The 22,375-nt window shown below is 37.1% G+C and carries 21 protein-coding genes; 14 read left to right on the top strand and 7 right to left on the bottom strand.

Translation table 11 applies throughout. The features are described 5' to 3' along the window. Positions 1-19 precede the first annotated feature (19 nt). From ADJ83_RS07605 to ADJ83_RS07575, 7 genes are all read left to right on the top strand, one after another. Complete coding sequence (locus ADJ83_RS07605) at positions 20-364, top strand: PTS lactose/cellobiose transporter subunit IIA (protein ID WP_048717427.1); 345 nt, start codon at positions 20-22, stop codon at positions 362-364. Then, positions 361-1,692, top strand: a complete 1,332-nt coding sequence (locus ADJ83_RS07600; RefSeq protein ID WP_048717424.1) for a 6-phospho-beta-glucosidase — start codon at positions 361-363, stop codon at positions 1,690-1,692. The genes ADJ83_RS07605 and ADJ83_RS07600 overlap by 4 nt, the downstream gene beginning before the upstream one ends. Positions 1,693-1,752: 60 nt before the next feature. Further along, complete coding sequence (gene chbG / locus ADJ83_RS07595; RefSeq protein ID WP_031537685.1) at positions 1,753-2,454, top strand: chitin disaccharide deacetylase; 702 nt, start codon at positions 1,753-1,755, stop codon at positions 2,452-2,454. Positions 2,455-2,769: 315 nt separating this feature from the next. Beyond that, positions 2,770-4,011, top strand: a complete 1,242-nt coding sequence (locus ADJ83_RS07590) for a helix-turn-helix domain-containing protein (RefSeq protein WP_048717422.1) — start codon at positions 2,770-2,772, stop codon at positions 4,009-4,011. A gap of 163 nt (positions 4,012-4,174) precedes the next feature. Next, on the top strand, positions 4,175-5,311 hold the full coding sequence (ald, locus tag ADJ83_RS07585) for an alanine dehydrogenase (RefSeq protein ID WP_031537689.1): 1,137 nt from the start codon (positions 4,175-4,177) through the stop codon (positions 5,309-5,311). A gap of 255 nt (positions 5,312-5,566) precedes the next feature. After that, on the top strand, positions 5,567-6,508 hold the full coding sequence (locus tag ADJ83_RS07580; protein WP_031537690.1) for an ABC transporter ATP-binding protein: 942 nt from the start codon (positions 5,567-5,569) through the stop codon (positions 6,506-6,508). Continuing rightward, complete coding sequence (locus ADJ83_RS07575) at positions 6,505-7,491, top strand: ABC transporter permease (protein ID WP_048717420.1); 987 nt, start codon at positions 6,505-6,507, stop codon at positions 7,489-7,491. The genes ADJ83_RS07580 and ADJ83_RS07575 overlap by 4 nt, the downstream gene beginning before the upstream one ends. 323 nt (positions 7,492-7,814) lie before the next feature. Here ADJ83_RS07575 and ADJ83_RS25810 read toward each other — a convergent pair whose 3' ends face one another. Continuing rightward, on the bottom strand, positions 7,815-7,952 hold the full coding sequence (locus ADJ83_RS25810) for a hypothetical protein (RefSeq protein WP_192840934.1): 138 nt from the start codon (positions 7,950-7,952) through the stop codon (positions 7,815-7,817). Between the two features lie 250 nt (positions 7,953-8,202). On the opposite strand from ADJ83_RS25810, the gene ADJ83_RS07570 reads away from it, so the two are divergent. From ADJ83_RS07570 to ADJ83_RS07550, 5 genes are all read left to right on the top strand, one after another. Beyond that, on the top strand, positions 8,203-8,529 hold the full coding sequence (locus tag ADJ83_RS07570) for a MerR family transcriptional regulator (RefSeq protein ID WP_016202571.1): 327 nt from the start codon (positions 8,203-8,205) through the stop codon (positions 8,527-8,529). Between the two features lie 532 nt (positions 8,530-9,061). Then, positions 9,062-9,826, top strand: coding sequence for a threonine/serine exporter family protein (locus ADJ83_RS07565; protein ID WP_048717417.1), 765 nt, complete (start codon positions 9,062-9,064; stop codon positions 9,824-9,826). A 15-nt stretch (positions 9,827-9,841) separates the two neighbouring features. Further along, a complete protein-coding gene (locus ADJ83_RS07560; RefSeq protein ID WP_031537695.1) occupies positions 9,842-10,300 on the top strand; it encodes a threonine/serine exporter family protein in 459 nt (152 codons plus the stop codon). A gap of 226 nt (positions 10,301-10,526) precedes the next feature. Continuing rightward, positions 10,527-11,855 carry a 6-phospho-beta-glucosidase gene (locus ADJ83_RS07555; protein WP_048717415.1) on the top strand — a complete coding sequence of 443 codons (1,329 nt, stop codon included), beginning with the start codon at positions 10,527-10,529 and terminating at the stop codon, positions 11,853-11,855. A 154-nt stretch (positions 11,856-12,009) separates the two neighbouring features. Further along, positions 12,010-12,918: an NAD(P)/FAD-dependent oxidoreductase gene (locus tag ADJ83_RS07550; protein ID WP_048717413.1), complete on the top strand. Its 909-nt coding sequence runs from the start codon at positions 12,010-12,012 to the stop codon at positions 12,916-12,918. A gap of 35 nt (positions 12,919-12,953) precedes the next feature. Here the strand turns inward: ADJ83_RS07550 and ADJ83_RS07545 are convergent, their stop codons facing one another. Then, positions 12,954-13,676 carry a class I SAM-dependent methyltransferase gene (locus tag ADJ83_RS07545; RefSeq protein WP_053094367.1) on the bottom strand — a complete coding sequence of 241 codons (723 nt, stop codon included), beginning with the start codon at positions 13,674-13,676 and terminating at the stop codon, positions 12,954-12,956. A 153-nt stretch (positions 13,677-13,829) separates the two neighbouring features. Between ADJ83_RS07545 and ybaK the strand changes: the two genes are divergently transcribed. Next, positions 13,830-14,306 (top strand): Cys-tRNA(Pro) deacylase, encoded by a 477-nt coding sequence (ybaK, locus tag ADJ83_RS07540; protein WP_048717411.1) that lies wholly within the window; start codon positions 13,830-13,832, stop codon positions 14,304-14,306. 56 nt (positions 14,307-14,362) lie between these two features. On the opposite strand, the gene ADJ83_RS07535 is transcribed toward ybaK, so the two are convergent. The 5 genes from ADJ83_RS07535 to ADJ83_RS07515 all read right to left on the bottom strand — a co-directional run bounded on the left by ADJ83_RS07535 (position 14,363) and on the right by ADJ83_RS07515 (position 21,337). Then, entirely contained in the window at positions 14,363-15,286 is a 924-nt protein-coding gene (locus tag ADJ83_RS07535; protein ID WP_048717409.1) for a DMT family transporter, read from the bottom strand. Between the two features lie 198 nt (positions 15,287-15,484). Then, positions 15,485-17,218: a thiol reductant ABC exporter subunit CydC gene (gene cydC, locus ADJ83_RS07530; protein ID WP_048717407.1), complete on the bottom strand. Its 1,734-nt coding sequence runs from the start codon at positions 17,216-17,218 to the stop codon at positions 15,485-15,487. Between the two features lie 12 nt (positions 17,219-17,230). Next, positions 17,231-18,931: a thiol reductant ABC exporter subunit CydD gene (gene cydD, locus ADJ83_RS07525; protein ID WP_048717405.1), complete on the bottom strand. Its 1,701-nt coding sequence runs from the start codon at positions 18,929-18,931 to the stop codon at positions 17,231-17,233. Further along, complete coding sequence (gene cydB, locus ADJ83_RS07520) at positions 18,931-19,947, bottom strand: cytochrome d ubiquinol oxidase subunit II (RefSeq protein WP_031537709.1); 1,017 nt, start codon at positions 19,945-19,947, stop codon at positions 18,931-18,933. The genes cydD and cydB overlap by 1 nt, the downstream gene beginning before the upstream one ends. After that, the gene (locus ADJ83_RS07515; RefSeq protein ID WP_396953887.1) at positions 19,940-21,337 is read right to left on the bottom strand and encodes a cytochrome ubiquinol oxidase subunit I; all 1,398 of its coding nucleotides are present in this window, start codon (positions 21,335-21,337) and stop codon (positions 19,940-19,942) included. The genes cydB and ADJ83_RS07515 overlap by 8 nt, the downstream gene beginning before the upstream one ends. Before the next feature lie 461 nt (positions 21,338-21,798). Here ADJ83_RS07515 and ADJ83_RS25515 point away from each other — a divergent pair, with 461 nt between their 5' ends. Further along, positions 21,799-21,939: a hypothetical protein gene (locus tag ADJ83_RS25515; protein ID WP_155986750.1), complete on the top strand. Its 141-nt coding sequence runs from the start codon at positions 21,799-21,801 to the stop codon at positions 21,937-21,939. Positions 21,940-22,375 lie beyond the last annotated feature (436 nt).

The raw sequence follows: 22,375 nt of genomic DNA, 5'->3' as shown, positions 1-22,375 counted from the left end.
AAGAAAGTAGGGAAATAAGGTGAATACGGAAGAATTATACCAACTCTCCTTTCAGCTGATTTTACATAGCGGAAATGCGAGAAGCTTTGCGATGGAAGCCATACAGGATGCGAAAAAAAAGGATTTTCATGCTGCCAAAAAGAAGTTAACAGAGTCAGATACGGAACTATCAGAGGCTCATAAAATCCAGACAAAATTACTCCATCTGGAGGCTGGTGGGGACCAATTTATGATTCCGATTATCCTTATCCATGCACAAGATCACCTAATGACAGCAATGACATTGAAAGACCTTGCTCTTGAGATTATTGAATTGCGAGAAGAAGTTTTGCAACAGACAACGAGAAAGGGGATGGCAGAATGAGCCAAGGCTTAAAAATAGTTACTATAGGTGGAGGCTCAAGCTATACGCCTGAACTAATCGAGGGCTTTATTAAGTACCATGAAGAATTACCTGTAAAAGAAATATGGCTTGTTGATATTGAAGAAGGTAAAGAAAAGTTGGAAATTGTCGGCGAATTAGCGCGTAGAATGGTAGCAAAGGCGGGTGTTTCGATTGATATTTTTCTCACATTAGATCGGAGAAAGGCGCTTAGCGGGGCTGATTTTGTTACAACCCAATTGCGGGTGGGGCAGCTTGCAGCAAGAGCGCTTGATGAGAAAATTCCGTTGAAGCATGGCGTCATTGGTCAAGAAACAAACGGACCTGGCGGATTATTTAAAGCGTTTCGGACTATTCCAGTTATGTTGGAAATAGCGAAAGAGATGGAAGAACTCTGTCCCGATGCTTGGTTAATTAACTTTACAAACCCTGCTGGAATGGTAACAGAAGCAGTTTTGCGCTACAGTGGGATTTCAAAAGTTGTTGGTTTATGCAATGTACCGATTGGAATGGAACGAGGGGTTGCGGATTTATTGAATGTCGATCCTGCAAGAGTAAGAATAGATTTCGCAGGTCTGAATCATATGGTTTACGGAATTGATGTGTTTGTTGACGGCAAAAGTGTGAAGAGTGAGATAATCGAATTAATAACAGACCCTGACAAAGCAATTACGATGAAAAATATTCATGCGATGGGCTGGGAGCCTTCATTTTTAAGAGGATTAAATTTATTCCCTTGTCCATATCACAATTATTATTACAAAACAGGAGATGTACTTGCACAGGAGTTAAAGGATGCGGAAAAAGGGGAAACTCGTGCGGAAGTGGTGCAAAAATTAGAAGCGGGATTATTTGAATTATATAAAGACCCAGAACTTGCTATAAAACCTCCCCAGTTAGAAAAACGTGGAGGCGCATACTATAGCGATGCTGCTGTTCGTCTAATTCGTTCTATGTATATGGATAAATGTGATATCCAAGCAGTCAATACAGTGAACCATGGTGCAATTACGGGAATTCCATATGAATCAGCAGTGGAAGTCAGTTGTATTATTACGAAAGACGGACCGAAGCCGATCACGGTTGGAGAGCTTCCAATAGCGGTTCAAGGATTAGTTATGCAAATCAAATCCTTTGAAAGAGTAGCTATTGAAGCAGCTATTTCTGGCGATTATGAGAAAGCGCTGCTTGCCATGACCATTAATCCACTCGTGCCAAGTGACCGAGTTGCTAAGCTAATTCTTGATGAAATGCTAGAAGCACATAGAGCGTATTTACCACAGTTTTTCCGGAAAAAAGTGTTTGTATAAAAAAAGCTGAGCTGTGTATATAAATTGATGGCTCCATAGGCTTTAAAAGGAGACGAATCCATGACAAAAGTGATTATTAATGCAGATGATTTCGGTCTTAGTCGAGGAGTTAACTATGGAATCATTGATGCCCATCTCAAGGGACTTGTTACGTCTGCAACGATGATGATGAATGCAAAGGCAACAAAGCATGCCATTTCCTTAGCTAAAGATACACCATCTTTAAAGGTAGGTGTCCATCTTGTGTTAACATGGGGAAGGCCGCTTTTAGAGGATGTTCCAAGCCTTATAGATGAAGCGGGGAATTTTAAAAAGCAAATCTTTGTTTACAAAAATCCGGTTTCAATAAGCTTGGATGATCTAGAAAGAGAATGGACAGCGCAAATTGAAAAATGCTTTGATGCCGATCTTACTCCATCACATTTAGATAGTCATCATCATGTGCATGGAATAAAAGAATTTTATCCAGTAATAAAAAAGCTTTCAGAAAAATACGGGTTACCTGTAAGAAATGCAGGCACTCATTTTACGGATATTCAAACATTAACAGATGTCTTTTTAGATGATTTTTATGGTGATGGAGTTACGGATAGCTATTTTGAAAATTTACATGAGCAAGTAGAAGGTGGAAAAAGCATCGAAATAATGACCCATCCTGCTTATTTGGATGAAACATTAATGAAGGAATCTTCTTACAATATGCAGCGGCTCAAGGAAACAAGGATTTTAATGGATGCAAAGTCTATAAAACAGAAAATATAGCAATAACAAGGACCTTTTGAAGGAGGAGCACTCTTTTGAAAGGTCTTTTTTGGTTTGTAATTTGATAAGAACGCCCTATTTAATGACAACAAGCCAATCTTTTAAAGGAGCTAATAGAAGATCATTAATGGAAAATAACCGATCCTTCGACTACACAACTTTGTTAGCTTTTATAAAAGTGGCAGAGGGAGCGAAGGTAAAATTAGTTTATGTATTTTTCTAAAGATTCTTATTGTTGAATGCCCTCCAAACAAGATAAAATATAGATAACGTTATGAACGATTTCAGATTGTTTATTTGGAAAGGGGTAGATGAATGACAAGTGAGCCGCGAAATCCGTTTAGAAGGGATATGTATGATTCCCTCGAAAGCTTTGTAGATCATGTTAGTGAGCTATTAGGATGTCCTATCACGTTGGAGGATCCCCATCATCGTGTGTTAGTATACAGCAGTCATGACGAAGAAACGGATATGGTCAGAATTTCTACCATTATTAGTCGCAGAGTTCCAGAGAAAGTAATCAATCGCTTTTGGAAGGATGGAGTGATTCCACAGCTTCTTCAAAGTAAAAAGCCAATTCGGATTAAGGGGAAAGAGGATATTGGTCTTGGAAACCGGGTTGCTGTTTCCATTTGGAGAGGGGATGAGGTAATCGGATATATTTGGGCCATCGAAATGGGAACCCCCTTAACGGAGGAAAAGATGGGGTTTTTAGAGAACGCGGCATCGGTAGCACGGCATCTTTTGTCCCGTTTTACAACAAGCAAAACCCCTACTTTACAGGATAATCAAGAATTCTTTTGGAGGATGTTAACGGGATATGTGAAAGAGACGGACGTTAACGAAAAATTAAAGGAAATGGGGGTGCCTTCCTTAGCTTGTTTTACGGTGATGATTTTCCCGTTTTCTAAAATGATTACAAAGGAAATAGAAAAGCATATACTTTATCTACTGAAAGTATCCCAGGATGTGAAAATTTCCTTCTCAACTATTGAAGATAATGAATTAGTTATTTTGGCAACACCTCTTGAGGATAACGGGAATTCAATTGCTTGTTTTACAAAATTCATCTGTAGTTTTCAGCAAAACTTAGAAGACAGATTTTCTATTAAAGAAGTGAAGGGTACCTTTGGGGGAGTTTACAAACAGTATCGAGATGTACCAAAAAGTTTCAGAGAGGCGAGAACTGTTTTAGAGGTGCGAGAGAAATTTCCTCAGGAGGCAGGTGAGTTTTACCATTATCAAGAACTAGGTATCTATCAGTTTTTAGATATCCTTTTAGAAAAGAGAAGGCAGGATGGATCGGAAAATATCGCTATTCGAAATCTAAAAGAATATGATAAAGCGCATAATACAGAATTATTAGCAACACTAGAAGCATATTTAGATGAAAGTGAAAATATACAAAAGACTGCCGCTCGTCTGCATATTCATCCCAATACGCTTGCATATCGTTTAAAGCGGATGATAGAAATTATGGAAGTTGATTTATCAATGCCTAATCAAAAGTTTATGATCTATTTAGATTTAAAATTAATGCATTGGCAGAAAGAATAGCGATTGGGCACGACAACCAGTCCTCTTTTCTCTTTGTGTTTTTTCACAAAGGAGTAGTTTTTGATTCATTAATTTTAACAAAGATAATTTTCAGAATTCGTCCTATTATATTAATAAGATATCTAACAAAATATGTTAGATTTTATAACAAGGAGGAATTCTGATGATTATTGGTATCCCAAAGGAAATTAAAAACAATGAAAATAGGGTCGCAATTACTCCTTCCGGTGTGTCTTATTTAAAAAATGGTGGCCACGAAATTTTAGTAGAACAAAATGCAGGATTCGGAAGTGGCTTTACAAATGAAGAATATGCTGCAGCAGGTGCGAAAATAATCGATTCAGCAGCTCAAGTATGGAATACAGCAGAAATGATTATAAAAGTAAAGGAACCATTAGCATCCGAGTACCAGTATTTCCGTAAAGGACTTATTTTGTTTACGTACTTACATTTAGCAGCAGAACCGGAATTAGCTAAAGCTTTAACGGATAACGGTGTAATTGGAATAGCTTATGAAACGATAGAAGCAAATGGTAAATTACCATTATTAACACCGATGAGTGAGGTTGCTGGAAGAATGGCTGTCCAAATTGGTGCTCAGTTCTTAGAAAAGCCGCATGGAGGAAAAGGAATCTTATTAGCGGGCGTTCCTGGTGTGAAAAAGGGAAATGTAACAATCATTGGTGGCGGTATTGTTGGGATGAACGCTGCAAAGATAGCGATTGGATTAGGAGCAAATGTAACGTTATTAGACTTAAATCCTGAAAGATTAAGAGAATTAGATAATCAATTTGGTGCAAGCTTAAGCACTGTAATTTCTAACCCTGCGAATATTGAAGACGCAGTTGTGAATGCAGACTTAGTAATTGGTGCTGTATTAATTCCAGGTGCAAAAGCACCGAAACTAGTAACGGAAGAAATGGTCAAGAAAATGATGCCAGGTTCTGTTATTGTGGATGTGGCAATTGACCAAGGAGGAATTTTCGAAACAGTAGATCATATTACAACACATGATAATCCTACCTATGTGAAGCATGGAGTTGTGCATTATGCTGTTGCTAATATGCCTGGTGCGGTTCCAAGAACATCTACAATTGCTTTGACGAACGTAACAATGCCATACGCACTTCAAATTGCAAATCTGGGAGCAGTAGCAGCAATTGAGGGTAATTATGCTATTAAACAAGGTGTAAATACATTTGCCGGAAAAATCACCTATGCTCCTGTAGCAACAGATCTTGGCTATGACTATACACCTGTCCAAGAAGTTATTAATAATTTATCAACAGCAACTGTCTGAACAAAATAAATGGAAGCTTATCCACAACCGTTCTCCTTTAAAAAACAAGGGAGAGCGGTTTTTTTAGATGGTTTCAGGAAAATTACAATGAGAGTGGGAGAAAGGCAATACTTTTTGCGGGTAAATATTTTCCAAAAAAGTTCAATTAATTGAAACTTTTTCTAGTAAAAATCGTATTAGTAAAAGAAAAGTGTAGTAATACATTTTATGGGGAGTGAAAGAGGTTTATAGTGATGATATAGAAGGGAGAAAAAGATGAGCTTAAATGCATTGGAAGTCAAAAATCTTACAAAAAGAATCAAAGGTAGGAATATTGTTGATGATGTGAGTTTTTCTGTTGAAAAAGGAGAAATATTTGGGTTGTTAGGACCTAATGGAGCGGGGAAGACAACCATTATCCGAATGATTGTTAGTCTGATTAATAGAACAAATGGTAGTGTTGTTATTGATAATTATAATCTTGATAATAACTTTTCAGAAGCAATGAGCAGCTTAGGGGCAATTGTAGAGAACCCAGAGTTCTATAAATATATGAGTGGATATAAGAATCTAAAGCATTATGCCAGGATGGCGAAGGAATCAATAACCGAAGATCGCTTCAATGAAGTTATTAAATTAGTAGGATTAGAAAATGCCATCCATCAAAAAGTAAAAACCTATTCGCTGGGCATGAGACAGCGTCTTGGAGTAGCACAGGCATTATTACATAAACCAGCTCTTCTGATTTTAGATGAACCAACAAATGGGTTAGACCCACAAGGGATTCGGGAGTTTCGAGATTATTTGCATTTATTAGCAAGGGAAGGAATTTCTGTTTTAGTGTCTTCCCACCTTTTATCGGAAATGCAGTTAATGTGTCATCGGTTTGCAATTATTGAGAAAGGGAAGTTAATTCATATTTCAAATATGGACGAAACAGTTTCGGAGGAAGAAGTAAGTGTAAGAGAAGTAACGTTTGAAATCGAGGAACTAGAAAAAGCTGTTGATTTGCTTGCAAATAGTGGGATGGAAGTGGATGTCATATCTCGAAAAGATAGTGCGTTGGTCGTGAAGGTAGCTAAAGAAGCGATTCCGCTAGTAAATAAGCTGTTTGTTGAAAATCAAATTGCTGTATACGGAATTTATGTAGTAAAAGCAACGTTGGAAGACCGCTTCTTAGAAATTACCAATCAGAAGCGAGAGGAGGAGATAAAATGATTGGGTTAGTACAAAATGAATTAATCAAGATTTGGGAAAAGAAAAACAGTTGGATTTTCCCTATTATACTAATAATTGCCCTTATTGGTGGAAGTGTTCTAGAGATGAAAATGACTCCGCAATATAAAGGGGATGACTGGCGTGCAGCAGTCCAGTCAGAAATCACAAAGCTTGAAAAGAAATTGCCTACAGCGAAGACGGAAGAAGAATTAATGAACAGTGAAGGGATTTTTGATTGGGAAGATACAAAAGAATCAATTGAAATGAACATTCAAGATTATAAAACTAATTTAGAGAAGGATGTTAGTCCCTATACAACCGCTTGGTCAAATATGAACGGAATGGTTATTGGAATGAAATCTTTAATTACCTTATTTGTGGTAATTATTTGCGCTGGAAGTGTATCCTCTGAATTCTCTGATGGAACAATTAAGCAATTACTTATTAGACCACATAAACGATGGAGAATTCTCTTGTCCAAATATATTGCTGTATTAATTTATACCGCCAGTTTAATTGTCTTTTTAATGATTGTCGGGTACTTGATAAGCATAGCATTCTTTGGCATAGGAAGCTTTGGGGATAATGTGCGTGTTATGGGGCAGAGTGGTGAAATCATCGCAAATGGTGGAACGCTATTTTTGAAAATGATTCTTTATTACTTGCCTGGATTAATGCTTGTATTAAGCTTGTCCTTTATGCTATCCACATTATTTAAGAATCAGGCGATAGCTGTTGGGGTCGGGGTGTTTGTGTTGTTTGTTTCCTCAACAATTGGTCAGATTATTCAAATGTTAGCGACAGAATACGCTTGGTTAAAAGTATTGCCATTCCCACATTTGGATCAAACCATTTTCCTATTCCAGGACAAAATAATCGAGACAATAACGATGCCAGCCTCTTTAGGTATCCTATTTATCTATTATGCTCTATTTATGATAATCACCTTTTGGTTTTTCCAAAAGAAAGATGTTAGTATTTAATTAATAATGGTCATCTATTCCAATCCTGCATTTACGGGAATTAGGATAGATGGCCTTTTTTTGTTAGAGTATTAAAAAAATTCAAACGTTCACTTGCAGTAATGGAAGTATTCTTATAAAATGATGTTAGATTTATTAACAGCAGATAGGAAGAAATATCACTTGGTTGGAGAAGTTTATGGAAGTGAAGCGGAAAAATTTAATGCGGAGCAGATTCGAGTCTAAATAAAACGCTAAAATAAAAGATGGGGATCTCATAAACCTTGTTTGGTTTGGAGACCCCATATATAAAGAACATGAATTGTGAAGGTTATACAGTTTATTTAGCTATTTTGAACCATTCGAAGAAGTTCGTGGGCGTGTTCACCAGCAACCTCTGCTAAGTGTTCCCAAATCTCGTCTCTCATAAGATCCAGCTCCACAATCTTTTTAGCTAAATCAACTGCTTCTTTGGTTATCATGTAAGAAGGCTCCTCTCCGTTCATAAAAATAATACCTAATACCTATTCCTTGCAAAGAACTTCAAGTAATAGTTTATACATTTAGCATTTTAACGGAAAATAAATAAAAAATCATTAAAAATGTAAGGAAATCTTACCTATTTTTTGATTTTTGTGTTAGGAAATATAACAAATAGTGTTCTGTTTTATCTGAAAAGTATTATAATTAAAATAAGAGAGATTAATATTTAACTTCATGAGGTGAGATGTAATGGATCATGAGCCATCCTATAAGAAAAGAAAGGTAATAACGATTGGTGTCGTAAGTGAACTAACTGGTTTAACAGAAAGACAGATTCGATATTATGAACAAAGAAAATTAATTTTTCCAGAGAGGCCAGAAAGAGGAAATCGAAAATATTCATTCTCCGATGTAGAAAGACTCATAGAGATTGCTAATAAACGAGAAGAAGGCGTTCGTACACACGAAATCAGACAAGAAATTATGAAAAAGAACAAAGAAGAAGAAGAGCGCAAAATAAAAAAACAAATGCTTCGTGGTCAAATTAATGCGAGATTTGGGATTCAGAACGATTAGTGAAAAGAATATATGTCCTTTTGTTAAGTCCATTTTAATACGATAATGGACTTTTTATTTTGGAAAAAATTTTTTTCACCTTCCTTTTCTTCTCTGTAAAAATTCCATCATTTTAATTCTGCTCAAATATTGATAAAATAACCATATTTCATATAAACTGTAATTTGTTGATAAAGATCCAAAAGTATATTTAGCGTACACGATTATTCTAAAAGATAAGTGTCGTTTCGATAGAAAATATTATGAAGTATTGCGGAGCATGCTAAATGCATAGGCCAACTAAAAGGGCAGTATATGTAGGCCCATTGAACAACATTTATTTTTACAAAATCATCCCGATAGAATGACTTGGATGTAAATTTTATGAGAATTGCTTTGCACCAAATGACATGTAAATGTAATTGATCTTTCATACATAGATGTAGACAATAGCTGTTCCTATTTGTATTTTATGGCCAGTTTGCTATCTTTTATTTTTACAGCGATTGTCTGTTAAAGTGGTGCCAATGCTTTTCTTCAATGGAGAGATAGTATGACATATATTTCGGTGGAAAAAACATACGACATTATGGAGATTTGCATATTAGCAGGGAGTATAATGTTACAGAATGGTGCAGAAACACATCGGGTGGAAGATACGATGACAAGAATTGCTACTGCTTATGGGGTGAAAGACTCCGATTGCTTTGTTACGCCAACAGGCATTATCTTATCGTTAGAAGGAGAAGAACCAACAAAGACAAAATTAAATCGCATTATTGAGCGAACTACTAATTTAGAAAAGGTTGTTCGAGTAAATGATATATCTCGTAGAATAAGTACGGGGACGGTAGGCATGAATGAAGCATATCATTTATTGAAAGATGTAGAAGATGAAAAATGTACGTATTCTGATTTGTTTCAAGTAATGGCCGCAGCTATTGCAAGTGGCTGTTTTTTAATCATGTTCGATGGTGTTTGGCGAGATTTTATTCCAGCATTTATAGCAGGTGGGCTAGGGTTCTTGTGTTCCTTGTATTTTCACAAAGTCTTGCAAATAAAGTTCTTTGCTGAAGTCTCTGCCGCTTTCGTGATTGGAGTGGTTGCTTTTCTTGCTGTTTCGACTGGATTTGGCTCGGAAGTGGATAAGATTATTATTGGGTCTGTGATGCCTCTTGTTCCAGGCTTGCTCATAACAAATGCAGTAAGGGATTTGATGGCTGGACATTTAGTATCTGGTATCTCAAAAGGAGCGGAGGCGATTTTAACCGCTACAGCTATTGGTTCAGGAATTGCTGTTGCATTTTTGGTTTTTTAAGGAGAGGAAATAGAAATGAGTGAATTTTTTGCACAGGCAATCACTAGCTTTGTTGCGACATTTGGCTTTGGAATTATCTTTCATATTCCTCGAAAGCTATTAGTCCAATGTGGGTTTATAGGGATGCTTGGATGGATGGCCTATTGGGCAATTGTATTTTTTTATCATAATGAGGTGCTAGCAGCGTTATCGGGTTCCTTTCTTGTAGCGGTTATAAGTCAACTGTTTGCTAGAGTATACAAATCTCCAGTGATTATTTTTAGTGTTGCTGGGATTATTCCATTAGTACCCGGAGGAGCAGCCTATAATGCGATGCGTCATTTTGTAGAGAATGACTATTATGTAGCTGTTAGTCTTGCAGCGAAGGTATGTTTAATATCTGGTTCCATTGCAATGGGACTAATGTTTTCAGAAGTTATCAATCAATTAATATTTAGGGCGCATGCTCGGAAGAAGGGGCTAAATAAGGTGTAAATGACCTTTATTCAGCTCCTTTTTTGTATAAAATATTCCTTCTAATCTTTATTGAAACACAGTGTTCCTATTTTGGAACACGTTCCATTCTGTGTGAAAAAGTCCTAAAGATCCTGATTCTATTTACTTAAAATGGGTTAGAAGGTAACGTTGTATACGAAAAAACACTTGCGGGCTGTTAAATTTGTAAGGGATTGCAAAAATAAAGGGAAGAAGGCGATCGGTTGTGAGAAAAGGAGTTAAAATTGTTACCATCGGCGGAGGTTCGAGCTACACACCTGAATTGGTAGAAGGTTTTATTAAAAGATATGATTCGTTACCTGTTCGTGAACTATGGTTAGTAGATATTCCTGAAGGGGAAGAAAAGCTAAATATTGTAGGGAATTTGGCAAAAAGAATGGTGCAAAAGGCTGGAGTACCGATTGATATTCATCTAACATTAGATCGAAGAGAAGCGCTTAAGGATGCTGATTTTGTTACAACACAATTTCGTGTTGGTTTGCTTGCTGCTCGTGCAAAAGACGAAAGAATTCCATTAAAATATAATGTAATCGGCCAAGAAACAAATGGTCCAGGAGGATTGTTTAAAGGTTTACGAACAATTCCGGTTATTTTGGATATTGTAAAGGATATGGAAGAGCTTTGTCCAAATGCTTGGCTCATTAACTTTACAAACCCAGCAGGAATGGTGACAGAAGCAGTTCTTCGCCATAGCAACTGGAAGAGAATCATTGGGCTATGTAATGTGCCGATTTCTATTCAAATGGGTGTTGCAAAGCTTTTAGAAGTAGAATCTAGCCGGGTACATGTAGATTTCGCGGGGTTAAATCACATGGTATTTGGGCTAAATGTATACTTAGACGGCAAGAATATTACGCAAGTATTTTTAGAGGAAATGACGAAGCATAAGAGTGATACGATGAAAAATATTGCAGCCATCGATTGGGAACCAGATTTTATTAAAGCGTTAGGGGTTATTCCTTGCGGATATCATCGTTATTATTATAAACAAGCAGAAATGCTTCAAAATGAGTTACAAGAGGCGGCAGAACAAGGTACTCGTGCTGAAGTAGTTCAGCAATTAGAAAAAGAACTATTTGAGCTTTATAAAGATGAAAATTTAGCGATAAAACCACCGCAGCTAGAAAAAAGAGGAGGAGCATACTATAGTGATGCTGCTTGCAGCCTTATTGATTCGATGTATAACGATAGAAGAGACATTCAACCAGTGAATACAATAAATAATGGGGCAATTGCTAGTATTCCAGATGAATCAGCAGTAGAAATTAGCAGTATTATTACGAGAGATGGACCAAAGCCAATTGCTATTGGCGATTTACCTGTAGCAGTACGCGGACTGGTTCAACAAATTAAATCCTTCGAAAGGGTGTCGGCAGAAGCGGCAGTGACCGGAAATTATCACACAGCATTGCTAGCAATGACAATCAACCCATTGCTTCCACCTGATAAAGTAGCAAAACAAATTTTAGATGAAATGCTAGAGGCACATAAAGAGCACCTACCACAATTCTTCAAAGAAGAAGTAATTTACTAAAAGAAAAAATGGCTATATATTCGGGCAACCGCTTATATAGCCATTTTTTCCTTTGTATATGTAAATTCGCCCTTATCGATTAGGGAAGGAAGAATAAGAATCAATTCCCCGTAAAAACTAAAGAAATCATTGAATGGAAAGAAGGGACATGAAGATGACCAGAACTTTTGATTGCATTATTATTGGCGGTGGCATTGCTGGATTACAGGCGGCAATTCAATTAGGAAGATATAACCATGAAGTGCTTATTATCGATGCAGAAGATGGTCGCTCTACTTTATGTAAAAGCTATCATAATATATTGGGTTATCCAGATGGCATAAGTGGTGATGAATTGCGAAGCTTAGGAAAAAAACATGCAGAGAATTTAGGAGTAAAGTTTATTAAAAGTACTGTTATGGCTATAAAAAAAGAAGGGAATTATTTTACTGCTCAAACAGAAACAGATATTATTCGTTCTCGAAAAATCTTGATTGCAACAGGAGTAATGGATAATATACCTCCCTTTCCTGAATTGTATCCTTGTCTAGGAGTAAGTGTCTATTTATGCCCAGATTGTGATGGCTATGAAGTAAAGGATAAGAAAACAATCGTAATCGGTAACGGAAATGTTGGCGCAAATATGGCAATGACTTTAATGTATTGGACAAAGGATATTCTATACATTAACCATGGGGGAGAAGCGGTAGAGGAAAAATTGGAAAAGCAATTGGCCGCAAATAATATTCCTATTTTTACAGCAAAAATAAAACAAGTGATAGCAGATGATTCCCAAATAAAGGGCTATGAATTAGAGGATGGAAAGAAAATAGAAGCACAATCTAGTTTTATTGCATTTGGTGGGAATAAAGTAAAATCAGACCTTGCAGTTCCTTTAGGAGTTGAAATAATGGCAAATAATCACATTATCGTAAATCCGCGCACGAAAATGACGAATATAGATGGGGTTTGGGCGGCAGGAGATGTAGTTGCCCATTCTGAACAGGTTACAATCGCAATGGGAGAGGGTTCACAAGCAGCTATTTGGATTCATAAAGCTTTATTACAAGAGGGTGGAAAATAAAAAGAGGTCTCTTAAATAGGAGAACCTCTTCCTTCTTAAAGGCTAGCTCGATATACACGGTAGCCGATTATATTTCCATACGTATAAAGAATATAGGAGTGATCCATCAGCTTTCCTTCTAACTGCATATTAACAGGCACAGATGTATCGATTGCTTCGTCCTCTGGTTCCATTCCTGTCATCATATGAGAAAAAACAGAGTGGCCAAGCGTTACTTCTACTTTTGGGAATCCTGCTTCCTTCATCAAATTGATCCATTCCTTTTCTGTATAAACTTTCTCAATCCCATATACTTCACACATATTCTGGTGTTCCATTGCATAAAGAGCTCTTTCAGCTGTCATTTCTACCAAAAGAAGGACACCACCAGGTTTTAGCACTCTTTTGATTTCGGCAAGAGAGTTTTTGCAATTAGTAAAAATAAGCACGGATTCTACTAATATAATGTCGAAACTATCGGAAGGAAAGGGCATTTTTTCTAAGCTGCCTTGAACTAATTGGATGGAAATATGCTCTTTTTCAAAACGTTTATTTGCTCTTTTTACCATAGTGGGATGGTAGTCAATACCTGTTACAGAACAAGGGTAATTCTTTTTTATATAGGCAGCTGTCTGGCCAGTACCACAGCCGCCATCTAGGAGTGTTGTTTCTTCGGTGATATTTTCCTGCTCTAATAAGAACTTTGTTAACGTTAATCCACCTGGATGTGCACCACTTACCCCAAAATAAGCTAGGGCATCTTGATAGGTCGGTTTCATCTTTTTCCTCCCAACAAGTCAATTTCTACTTTTCCATACTATATGAGGAATAAGCTGCATTGGTTCGAGATTATTTAACACTCCTTTTCACTTTGTTATGATAAGGTTTAATAAGGGAAGAATTTACACTTAGTGGGGAAAGGAAGAGAATACATGGCTATTACTAAAACAAATGCAATGCGAATATTGGACGCCGAAAAGATTCCATACAGTATTCATACATATGACAATAAGGATGGGAAAATTGACGGCGTTTCCGTTGCGGGCAAGATTGACAAAGAAATAGAAATGGTGTACAAAACACTTGTGGTGAAAGATGGTGGCTCGGGAGTTTATGTATTTGTTATCCCTGTTGCAGCAGAGCTTGATTTAAAAAAAGCAGCTAAAGTAGTAAAGGCTAAAAAAATCGAAATGATTGCAGTGAAGGATATTCAAAAGTTAACTGGCTATATTCGGGGAGGCTGTTCACCAATTGGTATGAAGAAAAAGTATGAAACCATCTTAGATAAAAGTGTGGACAAGCAATCTGCGATCATTGTTAGTGGCGGAAAGATTGGTGTTCAAATCGAAATAGCTGTTGAGCTGTTAATCCAGGTTACAGATGCAAAGGTGGAAGAGGTTATTCATTGAGGAAATGGTTCGGCTCATGCACTTAACTAATCTCTGTGCTTGAGCCTATAACTTTACTAAATCGGCTTCTCTGCTAATTCTCTTTCTGTGCTTCTACGTTTAAGAGAAAGCAATAAAATGGTGGTTAAAATAAAAAAAGCGCCTATCCATTCATATATATTAAATGGAACCTTTAACCATATAACGGCAAGGAATGCTGCGGATAATGGCTCTGCACATGATAGCAAACTAGTCTCCGCTGCCTCCAAATGCTTTAAGCTTTCTAAATAACAGAAGAAGGCGATCAAAGTACCAAATAATATGACAAATACAATTGCTAGGATAGAAGATAAGGTAAATATCCCATCTCCGGTCTTCCAAGGCGGATAGAAAAACGACATTCCAAAACCACCAAGGATCATTCCCCATGCGACAACCACTGTAGAGCCGAATTCCTTCAACAACTGAGCAGGCTGTAAGGTGTACAGGGCAAGAAAGAAGGCAGAGCTTAATCCCCAGGCTAAAGCTTCAGGTTTAATGGAAATGGTCGAAAAACTCCCAGCAGATACTAGAAAATAGGTCCCTAATAAAGCAGTAATGATTCCAACTATATGCTGAAAGGGAGGGATAGCTTTTCTGATAAGAGCAGTATAAAGAATAATAAGGACAGGTGCTAAGTACTGCAATAACGTGGCTGTTGCTGCATTGCTGCTTTCTATCGCAGCAAAATAAGTAAACTGAACTCCAGCCATTCCCAGCAGTCCGAAAATAAGTATATTTACCACGCTAGCTCTTCTTTTCCAAATACCCCATATGTCTGTTTTACTTGTTAAGCCTAAATAAAGCAGTAGTAAAGCACCGCTAGTAAGAAGGCGAATACACACAAGCCAGCCAGTGCTAAATTGCTTGTGAGTGAATAAAAATTGTGCTACAGAGCCAGAAACTCCCCATGAAATAGCGGCAGTTAGAACAAGGAATATCCCAATAGACTTTCGTTTCATTTATATTTCCTCTTTTGTCGTAATAGATTTTGTTCCTATTATATAAAAAATATAGAAGTTTGAATATACAGAAAAGTATATTTTGTTCTTACATCTTTGGGGTCTAAAAGAAATAGGGAATCGATCGTTTATTCGGAGTAGTTTTCATCCATTTCTTTTCATAACGGGAGGCGATCTTCGATAGAAAATCGCCTCCCATTATGATAGATGAAAATCTGGATGGTCTAAGGCATACAGGTTTTGATAGCGGCTACTTGTTTCAAGAAGTTCTTTGTGGCTTCCTCTTAGAACAATTTCGCCATGATCCATAAAAATGATTTCATCCATTTCTTCCACACCTACTAAATGGTGGGTAATCCAAATCAACGTTTTTCCATTTAATGAGGAAAAGATTGTATTAAGTAATGCTTTTTCTGTCTTTGGATCAAGACTCGCATTTGGTTCATCCATAAGGACAATAGGAGTTTTTTGTAGCAAAATTCTTGCTAATGCTACTCTTTGTCTCTCTCCGCCAGAAAAGCGTTGCCCAGTTTCCTCCATAAAAGTATCCAAGCCGTTCGATAAAGAGGAAACCAAATCCTCTAATTGTGCCAATTTAATGGCGTTTGCCAGTTCTTCCTCTGTCGCTTCTTCTACACCTAGTAAAATATTATTTCGGAGCGTCGTAGCAAACAGGTGAGGTGTTTGATTTAGTACAGAAATAATGGAAGAAGTATCTGCCTGAAAGGAAGCAGCTGATTCTCCGTTAAATGTTACACTACCTGCTGTTGGCTCGATAACTCCTTGTATTAATTTTAATAAGGTCGACTTACCAGCACCACTTCGTCCAATTACGGCTATTTTTTTTCCTTGTGGAATGTCCAAGCTTACATTTGATAGAGAAAATGCTTGCTCTTGATCATAGCGGCAAGAAACTTGATTTACCTGAATATCCACCTGATCCGTTTCGATTGCTACACGATTAGGTGCCTTTTTTTGTATAGGTACTTCTAGCTTTCTAAGTCTGGCTAGAGAATCTTGATAAGCAGGCAGCTTTTCAAACGCGTCAGATACGACTAAAAAAGCATCGAGAATTGGTAAGGCAACAAGAATGATAGCAGCAATTAAGGTAACAGGTATATTTCCTTCTACATATTGTTGACTAGACCAGAATACGAGAGAAAGGATAATAAGGGCAGCAACTGCCTGTGAAACTAAGTTGCGCCAAAGAGTAAATTGAACAAGCTGATGATTGATCTTTGCAACAATCGCTTCCTCTTTTTCGTACTCTTTTATAAAGCTTTTGGAACGACCACTAATCACCCAATCACTTATTCCTAAAATACTATCTGTTAGTTTTTGATAGAGTCCATTTCTTCTTTGTTTAAATGCTCTTTGTTTTTGGCGCATAAGTACTAAAGAAAGAACAGGGAAAAAGAATAATAACAATCCTAAATATAGTGCCATAAGGAAAGCGAAAGGAACATCTAAAATGCCAATCGCACAGACAACAATGATATACAATACGATTGTTGCAAAAGTCGGGAAAATAGTCCGCAAATAAATATTTTGTAGCTTCTCAATATCTTCAGAAAGAATACCTAACATATCGCCTACTTTAAATCTGTTCTTTAAAAATAAAGCCTGTGGTTCTAAAATTTGGTAGAGCTTTAAGCGCATTTTCGATAAAATACGTAGGACGGTATGATGACCAGCTAACTTTTCCAAATAGCTAAACACAGCTCGGCTAATACCAAAGGTTCTTACACCAACAATCGGCACATATACCATCAAAATATTTTCAACAGGAATGGCTGATTTAGAAATAAGATAGCCAGACGTAAAGGTAAGCATCGCAGCTGTAAGTAAAGCAAGGATACTCAAAAAAAGTATGAAGGTAATACGGCTTTTATTTGCTTTTAGAAATGGGAAAATCCATTTGTTTTCATTCAACTGAGCTCCTCCTTACTGCTGTAATAGCTTATAATAGTAACCTTTGGCTACCATTAATTCTTCATGTGTGCCTGTTTCTACAATTTCGCCTTGATTCATAACAAAGATATAATCCATGTCTTTCATCCAGTGAAGTCGATGTGTCGCAAGGAAAACAAGCTTATCGCTAAATAGTGGCAGCATCGTTTCCTTTAATTCAAATTCAGTTTCGATATCTAAATGGGAAGTAGGTTCATCTAACAGCATGATTTTTCGATTCGTTAAAAACGCTCTAGCTAAAGCAATTCTTTGTTCCTGTCCACCACTTAAATTCCTTCCCCCATCGCCTAGCACTTCATCTAGACCATTAGGGAAGGTTGTGAAAATATCATATAAACCAGTTGCTTTTAATGCTTGGATAATTTCTTCATCTGTAGCTTCTGGATGGTAAAAAGCAATATTCTCCCGTAATGTCATGCTAAAGATATAAGGAGATTGTGGGATATACGTAGTAAGCTGTCTCCATTCATCTGCCATTAGACTAGGAATAGCATCGCCATTTAAAGAAATGGTCCCATTACAATGGTTTGAAAATCCGCTTAGCAGATCAATAAGAGTAGACTTACCAGCACCACTTTCACCGACAATGCCAATTTTTTTATATCCATCAATCATAAATGAGAGATTTTTTAAAGTTACTGCTTCCTCTGGACGGTGTCGAAATGCAACGTTATGAAAGGCAAGGGATGGTTTGTCACCTAGAGAAATGGATGGACCAGTTCCTTGTTCAGGTGTTGGAATTTGAATGATTTGTTGAATTGCTTCCCCAGCTTCCTTTCCGTCTAATGTTGCATGAAAATCTGCTCCAACCATCCGCACGGGTAGAAAGAATTCTGGTGCCAAAATAAGAATCATTAAGGCGGGCAATAACACTAATTCACCATTTATTAAGCGCAAACCTAAATTAACAGCAACAACTGCAACAGAAAGGGACGTAAAGAAGTCTAAGGAAAAAGAGGATAAAAACGCTAATCGCAATGTTTTCATCGTTGCTCCCCGATATTGTTCACTAACCTTTTCGATTTTTTCACTGTGCTGTCTGCTTCTTCCTAAAAATTTAAGTGTTTCTAACCCTCTTAATGAGTCTAAGAAATGATTGGATAGGACTTTGTATGTTGCTAGTTGGCGATCCATTTGACTGCTAGCTGCCATGCCAACAAGTATTAAAAAAACGATTAAAATCGGCATTGTAACTGTTAGGATTACACCTGAGAGCCAGTCATTCCAATATACAAATAGAATAATCATGCCAGGAATAACCCCTGTAGCAAGCATTCTTGGTAAGAAAAGTTCCAAGTAGGTTCTATATTGAGTTACGCCTTCAAGGACAAGGGTCGCAATGTTCCCGCTGCCTTGTTTTTTTGTGTATTTTGGCCCAAGCTCGAATAGTTTTTGCATTAAATGAAAACGTAGCTCCTTGCTTGTTTTTTTAGCAAACGATGTCGCGATATTTTGTTGAACCGTGTGCAAGAAGTGTCTGCCTAAAAAAGCTAATAAGAACAATATGATTTTTACATACTGCTCTTGAAAGGTGTTTCCGTTATATAAAGAGGCTATTATTTCTGCAAGCCATTTGGCCTGCAGAATAATAGCAGCTCCTTCTACAATTGTTAATATTCCAATAAGAACAAGAATCGGCTTGATTCCATTAAGTTTTAATAGATTTTTATCCATTAGTATTCTAAATGGGACTTTTCAGTAATACGTTTCCGGAATACAATATAGCTCCAAATCTGATAGCCTAAAACAAAAGGCAGAAGAGTTAAAGCCACAATCGTCATTACTTTTAAAGAGTAGTTACCGGAAGCTGCGTTTTGAATCGTTAAGCTAAAAGCATCACTTATCGAACTAACCATTACTCTAGGGAATAAGCCGATGAAAATAGAGGCAAAGGATAAAGTGATAACTGCACCAGTCATTCCGAAAGCCCAGCCGTCCATTTTTCGAGAAATAAAGAATCCACCAACTACAAAGGCAATAACCCCTAAAGAGAAGATAAAGGAAAGGATTAAGCCACGTTCTTCGAAAATATCTGTTTTGATATACGTTAGGGCAGAAAACAATGTTAATAAGATACCTAGTAAAGGTAAAAGTTTTTGTGCTAAGTTACGTGCTCTTTCTTGTAAATCACCAACAGTTCGTAATGTGGTAAATACTAATCCATGTACAAGGCATAGGACAAGGACAGTAAGACCGCCTGTTAATGTATAGTAGTTTACAACATCAAAGAAGCCTGCTTTTAATTCCATATTTTGATCAATTGGCAAACCTTGCATGAAACAAGCAAATACCACTCCAAATAATAATGGAGGAAGGAAACTACCTAAGAAAATACAAACATCCCAGGTTTTTTTCCATGTTGGATGGCTATCTTTTGCACGGAATTCGAACCCTGTGGCCCGAACAATCAGTGCTAATAAAACAACTACAAGTGGTGTATAAAATCCGCTGAACATTGTAGCATACCAATGAGGGAAGGCTGCAAACATGGCACCTCCTGCAGTAATTAACCACACTTCATTAGCGTCCCAATAAGGACCAATCGAATTAATGAGAATCCGTTTTTCTACATCGTTTTTTGCTAATAGTTTTGTTGACATTCCGACACCAAAATCAAACCCCTCTAAAAAGAAGAATCCGATAAATAAAACCGCGACTAAAATAAACCAAAGGACATTTAACTCAAGCATGGAAACCCTCCTTCGCAAACGGGTCATTCGTAACTTTTGCATCTTCTTTTTCCATCATGTATGGCCCTTTTTTAATAACTTTTACATATAGATAAACCATGATTGCACCTAATACAGCATAGATCGTACAGAATGCAATAATAGAGAATAATACTTGACCTGCTGAAACACTTGGAGAAATACTATCTTCTGTTGTCATTAATCCGAAAACAGTCCACGGCTGTCTGCCAATCTCCGTCATAATCCATCCGGAAGTATTTGCAATAAAAGGAAGAGATATCCCTGCAACCATCAAACGGTAGAACCATTTATTTGGCTTAGCCACTAATTTCTTTTTCCATGCTAAAAATACGCCATAGATGCCGAGGAGAATCATTGCTACTCCTGCTGCAACCATTATTCTAAAGCTCCAGAAAGTAGTTTTGACTGGAGGAATATAATTACCGTCCCCATATGCCTGAACATACTCTGCTTGAAGCTCATTCATCCCTTTCACACTTCCATCTAATGTGTTATAAGAAAGAATGCTCAATAGATAAGGAATCTTTAGTTCGGCACTATTTTCTTTATTTTCTACATCGATATTGGCAAAAACAGTCCAAGGTGCTGGATCTTCACTGTTCTCCCATAATCCTTCACTAGCAGCCATTTTCATTGGTTGTGTTTCTACTAAAAATTGTGCTTGAGCATGCCCTGCAACAAGTGTTAAGAATGTAGAAGTTAAGGCGACTGTAATACCGATTTGAAAGGATTTCTTAAAGAAATCTACATCTTTTTTTCCTAATAATTTAATCGCACTAATTCCACATACTAAGAATGCCCCTGTAGCTAATGCGGCAAATACGGTATGAGGGAATTCGACAAGAACCTGGCCGTTTGTAATAAGTGCGAAGAAGTCATTCATTTCTGCTCGACCATTATTAATCTCAAAACCAACTGGCCGTTGCATAAAACTATTTGCTACTAGAATCCAGAAGGCAGAAATAGTTGTTCCAAATGCAGTTAACCAAATACATGCCAAATGTACTTTTTTCGATAAGCGATCCCAACCGAATATCCATAATCCGATAAAGGTACTTTCCATAAAGAATGCAAGTAATGCTTCAATTGCAAGTGGTGCACCGAAAACATCACCAACAAAACGAGAGTAATTAGACCAGTTCATTCCAAACTGAAATTCTTGAAGAATTCCTGTAACAATTCCGATAACAAAGTTGATTAAAAATAATTTGCCCCAAAATTTAGCCATTTTCTTGTATTCTTCATTTCCTGTCTTCACATAAAAAGATTCCATGATTGCGATAATAAATACTAAACCGATTGAAATAGGAACAAAAAGAAAGTGGAAAATGGTCGTTGAAGCAAATTGCAAACGTGATAGAAAAATCATATCCAAGGATTTCTCCTCCTTTTTTTGGTTTTTTGAATAAAATTGTGAATCTTATTGTGCGCAAAAGCGATAAAAATCATTGCATAAGATGAATAGGAATAAGCTGCATGCTAAATAGGAAGCTTGAATAACAGATAAAATTGTTATTTTCTTGATGATCATCCTATGTAATTAGATGATGAAAAACGTCGATAAACATTGTTGTGAAAGGTTTTAACAGGTTTCTTTTTCCGATCGTCCCCTTTAGGTGAATGATAGATATATCATAATGAAATTTTGATTGTTTGCGGTAAACTTCACTCATTGTTTGAAAAATGTTCACATATTCGTTCACAGAAATGACAAAAACGAGAGTGGGTTTAGTAGGAATGGTAAGGAGGGAAGGAAAACAGAGAGGCTAGTTGGTTGGTAAATAAGGAGAATGGTGAAAGAGTAGCGGTGGCGAGAAAAGTGGTGGGAGTTTGCGAGTAAGTTGTGAAGTTGCAAGGAAAGCTGTGGAAATGGCAAGGAAAGATGTGGAAGTTGCAAGAAAAGATGTGGAAGTTGCAAGTAAAGATGCGGAAGTGGCAAGTAAGTTGAGAAAGTTGCAAGTAAGGTTGTAGAAGTTGCAAGAAAAGCTGCAGAAGTAGCAAGTAAGTTGAGAAAGTTGCAAGAAAAGTTGTAGAAGTTGCAAGAAAAGTTGCAGAAGTAGCAAGTAAGTTGTAGAAGTCGCAAGTAAGTTGCAGAAGTTGCAAGAAAAGTTGTAGAAGTTGCAAGAAAAGTTGCTAAAGTGGCAAGTAAGTTGAGAAAGTCGCAAGTAAAAATGCGGAAGTGGCAAGTAAAGTTGCAGAAGCTGCAAGAAAAGCAGCTAAAGTCGCAAGTAAGTTGAGAAAGTTGCAAGTAAAAATGCGGAAGTCGCAAGAAAATCTGCAGAAGTCGCAAGTAAGTTGAGGGAGTCGCAAGTAAAAATGCGGAAGTGGCAAGAAAGGCTGCAGAAGTTGCAAGTAAGTTGTAGAAGTCGCAAGTAAGTTGAGAAAGTTGCAAGTAAAAATGCGGAAG

Source organism: Bacillus sp. 522_BSPC (assembly GCF_001076885.1).
In the GTDB taxonomy this organism is placed as follows: Bacteria; Bacillota; Bacilli; order Bacillales; family Cytobacillaceae; genus Niallia; species Niallia hominis.
The sequence above is the reverse complement of the archived record's forward strand: the minus strand, read 5'-3'. Positions and strand labels throughout refer to the sequence as shown.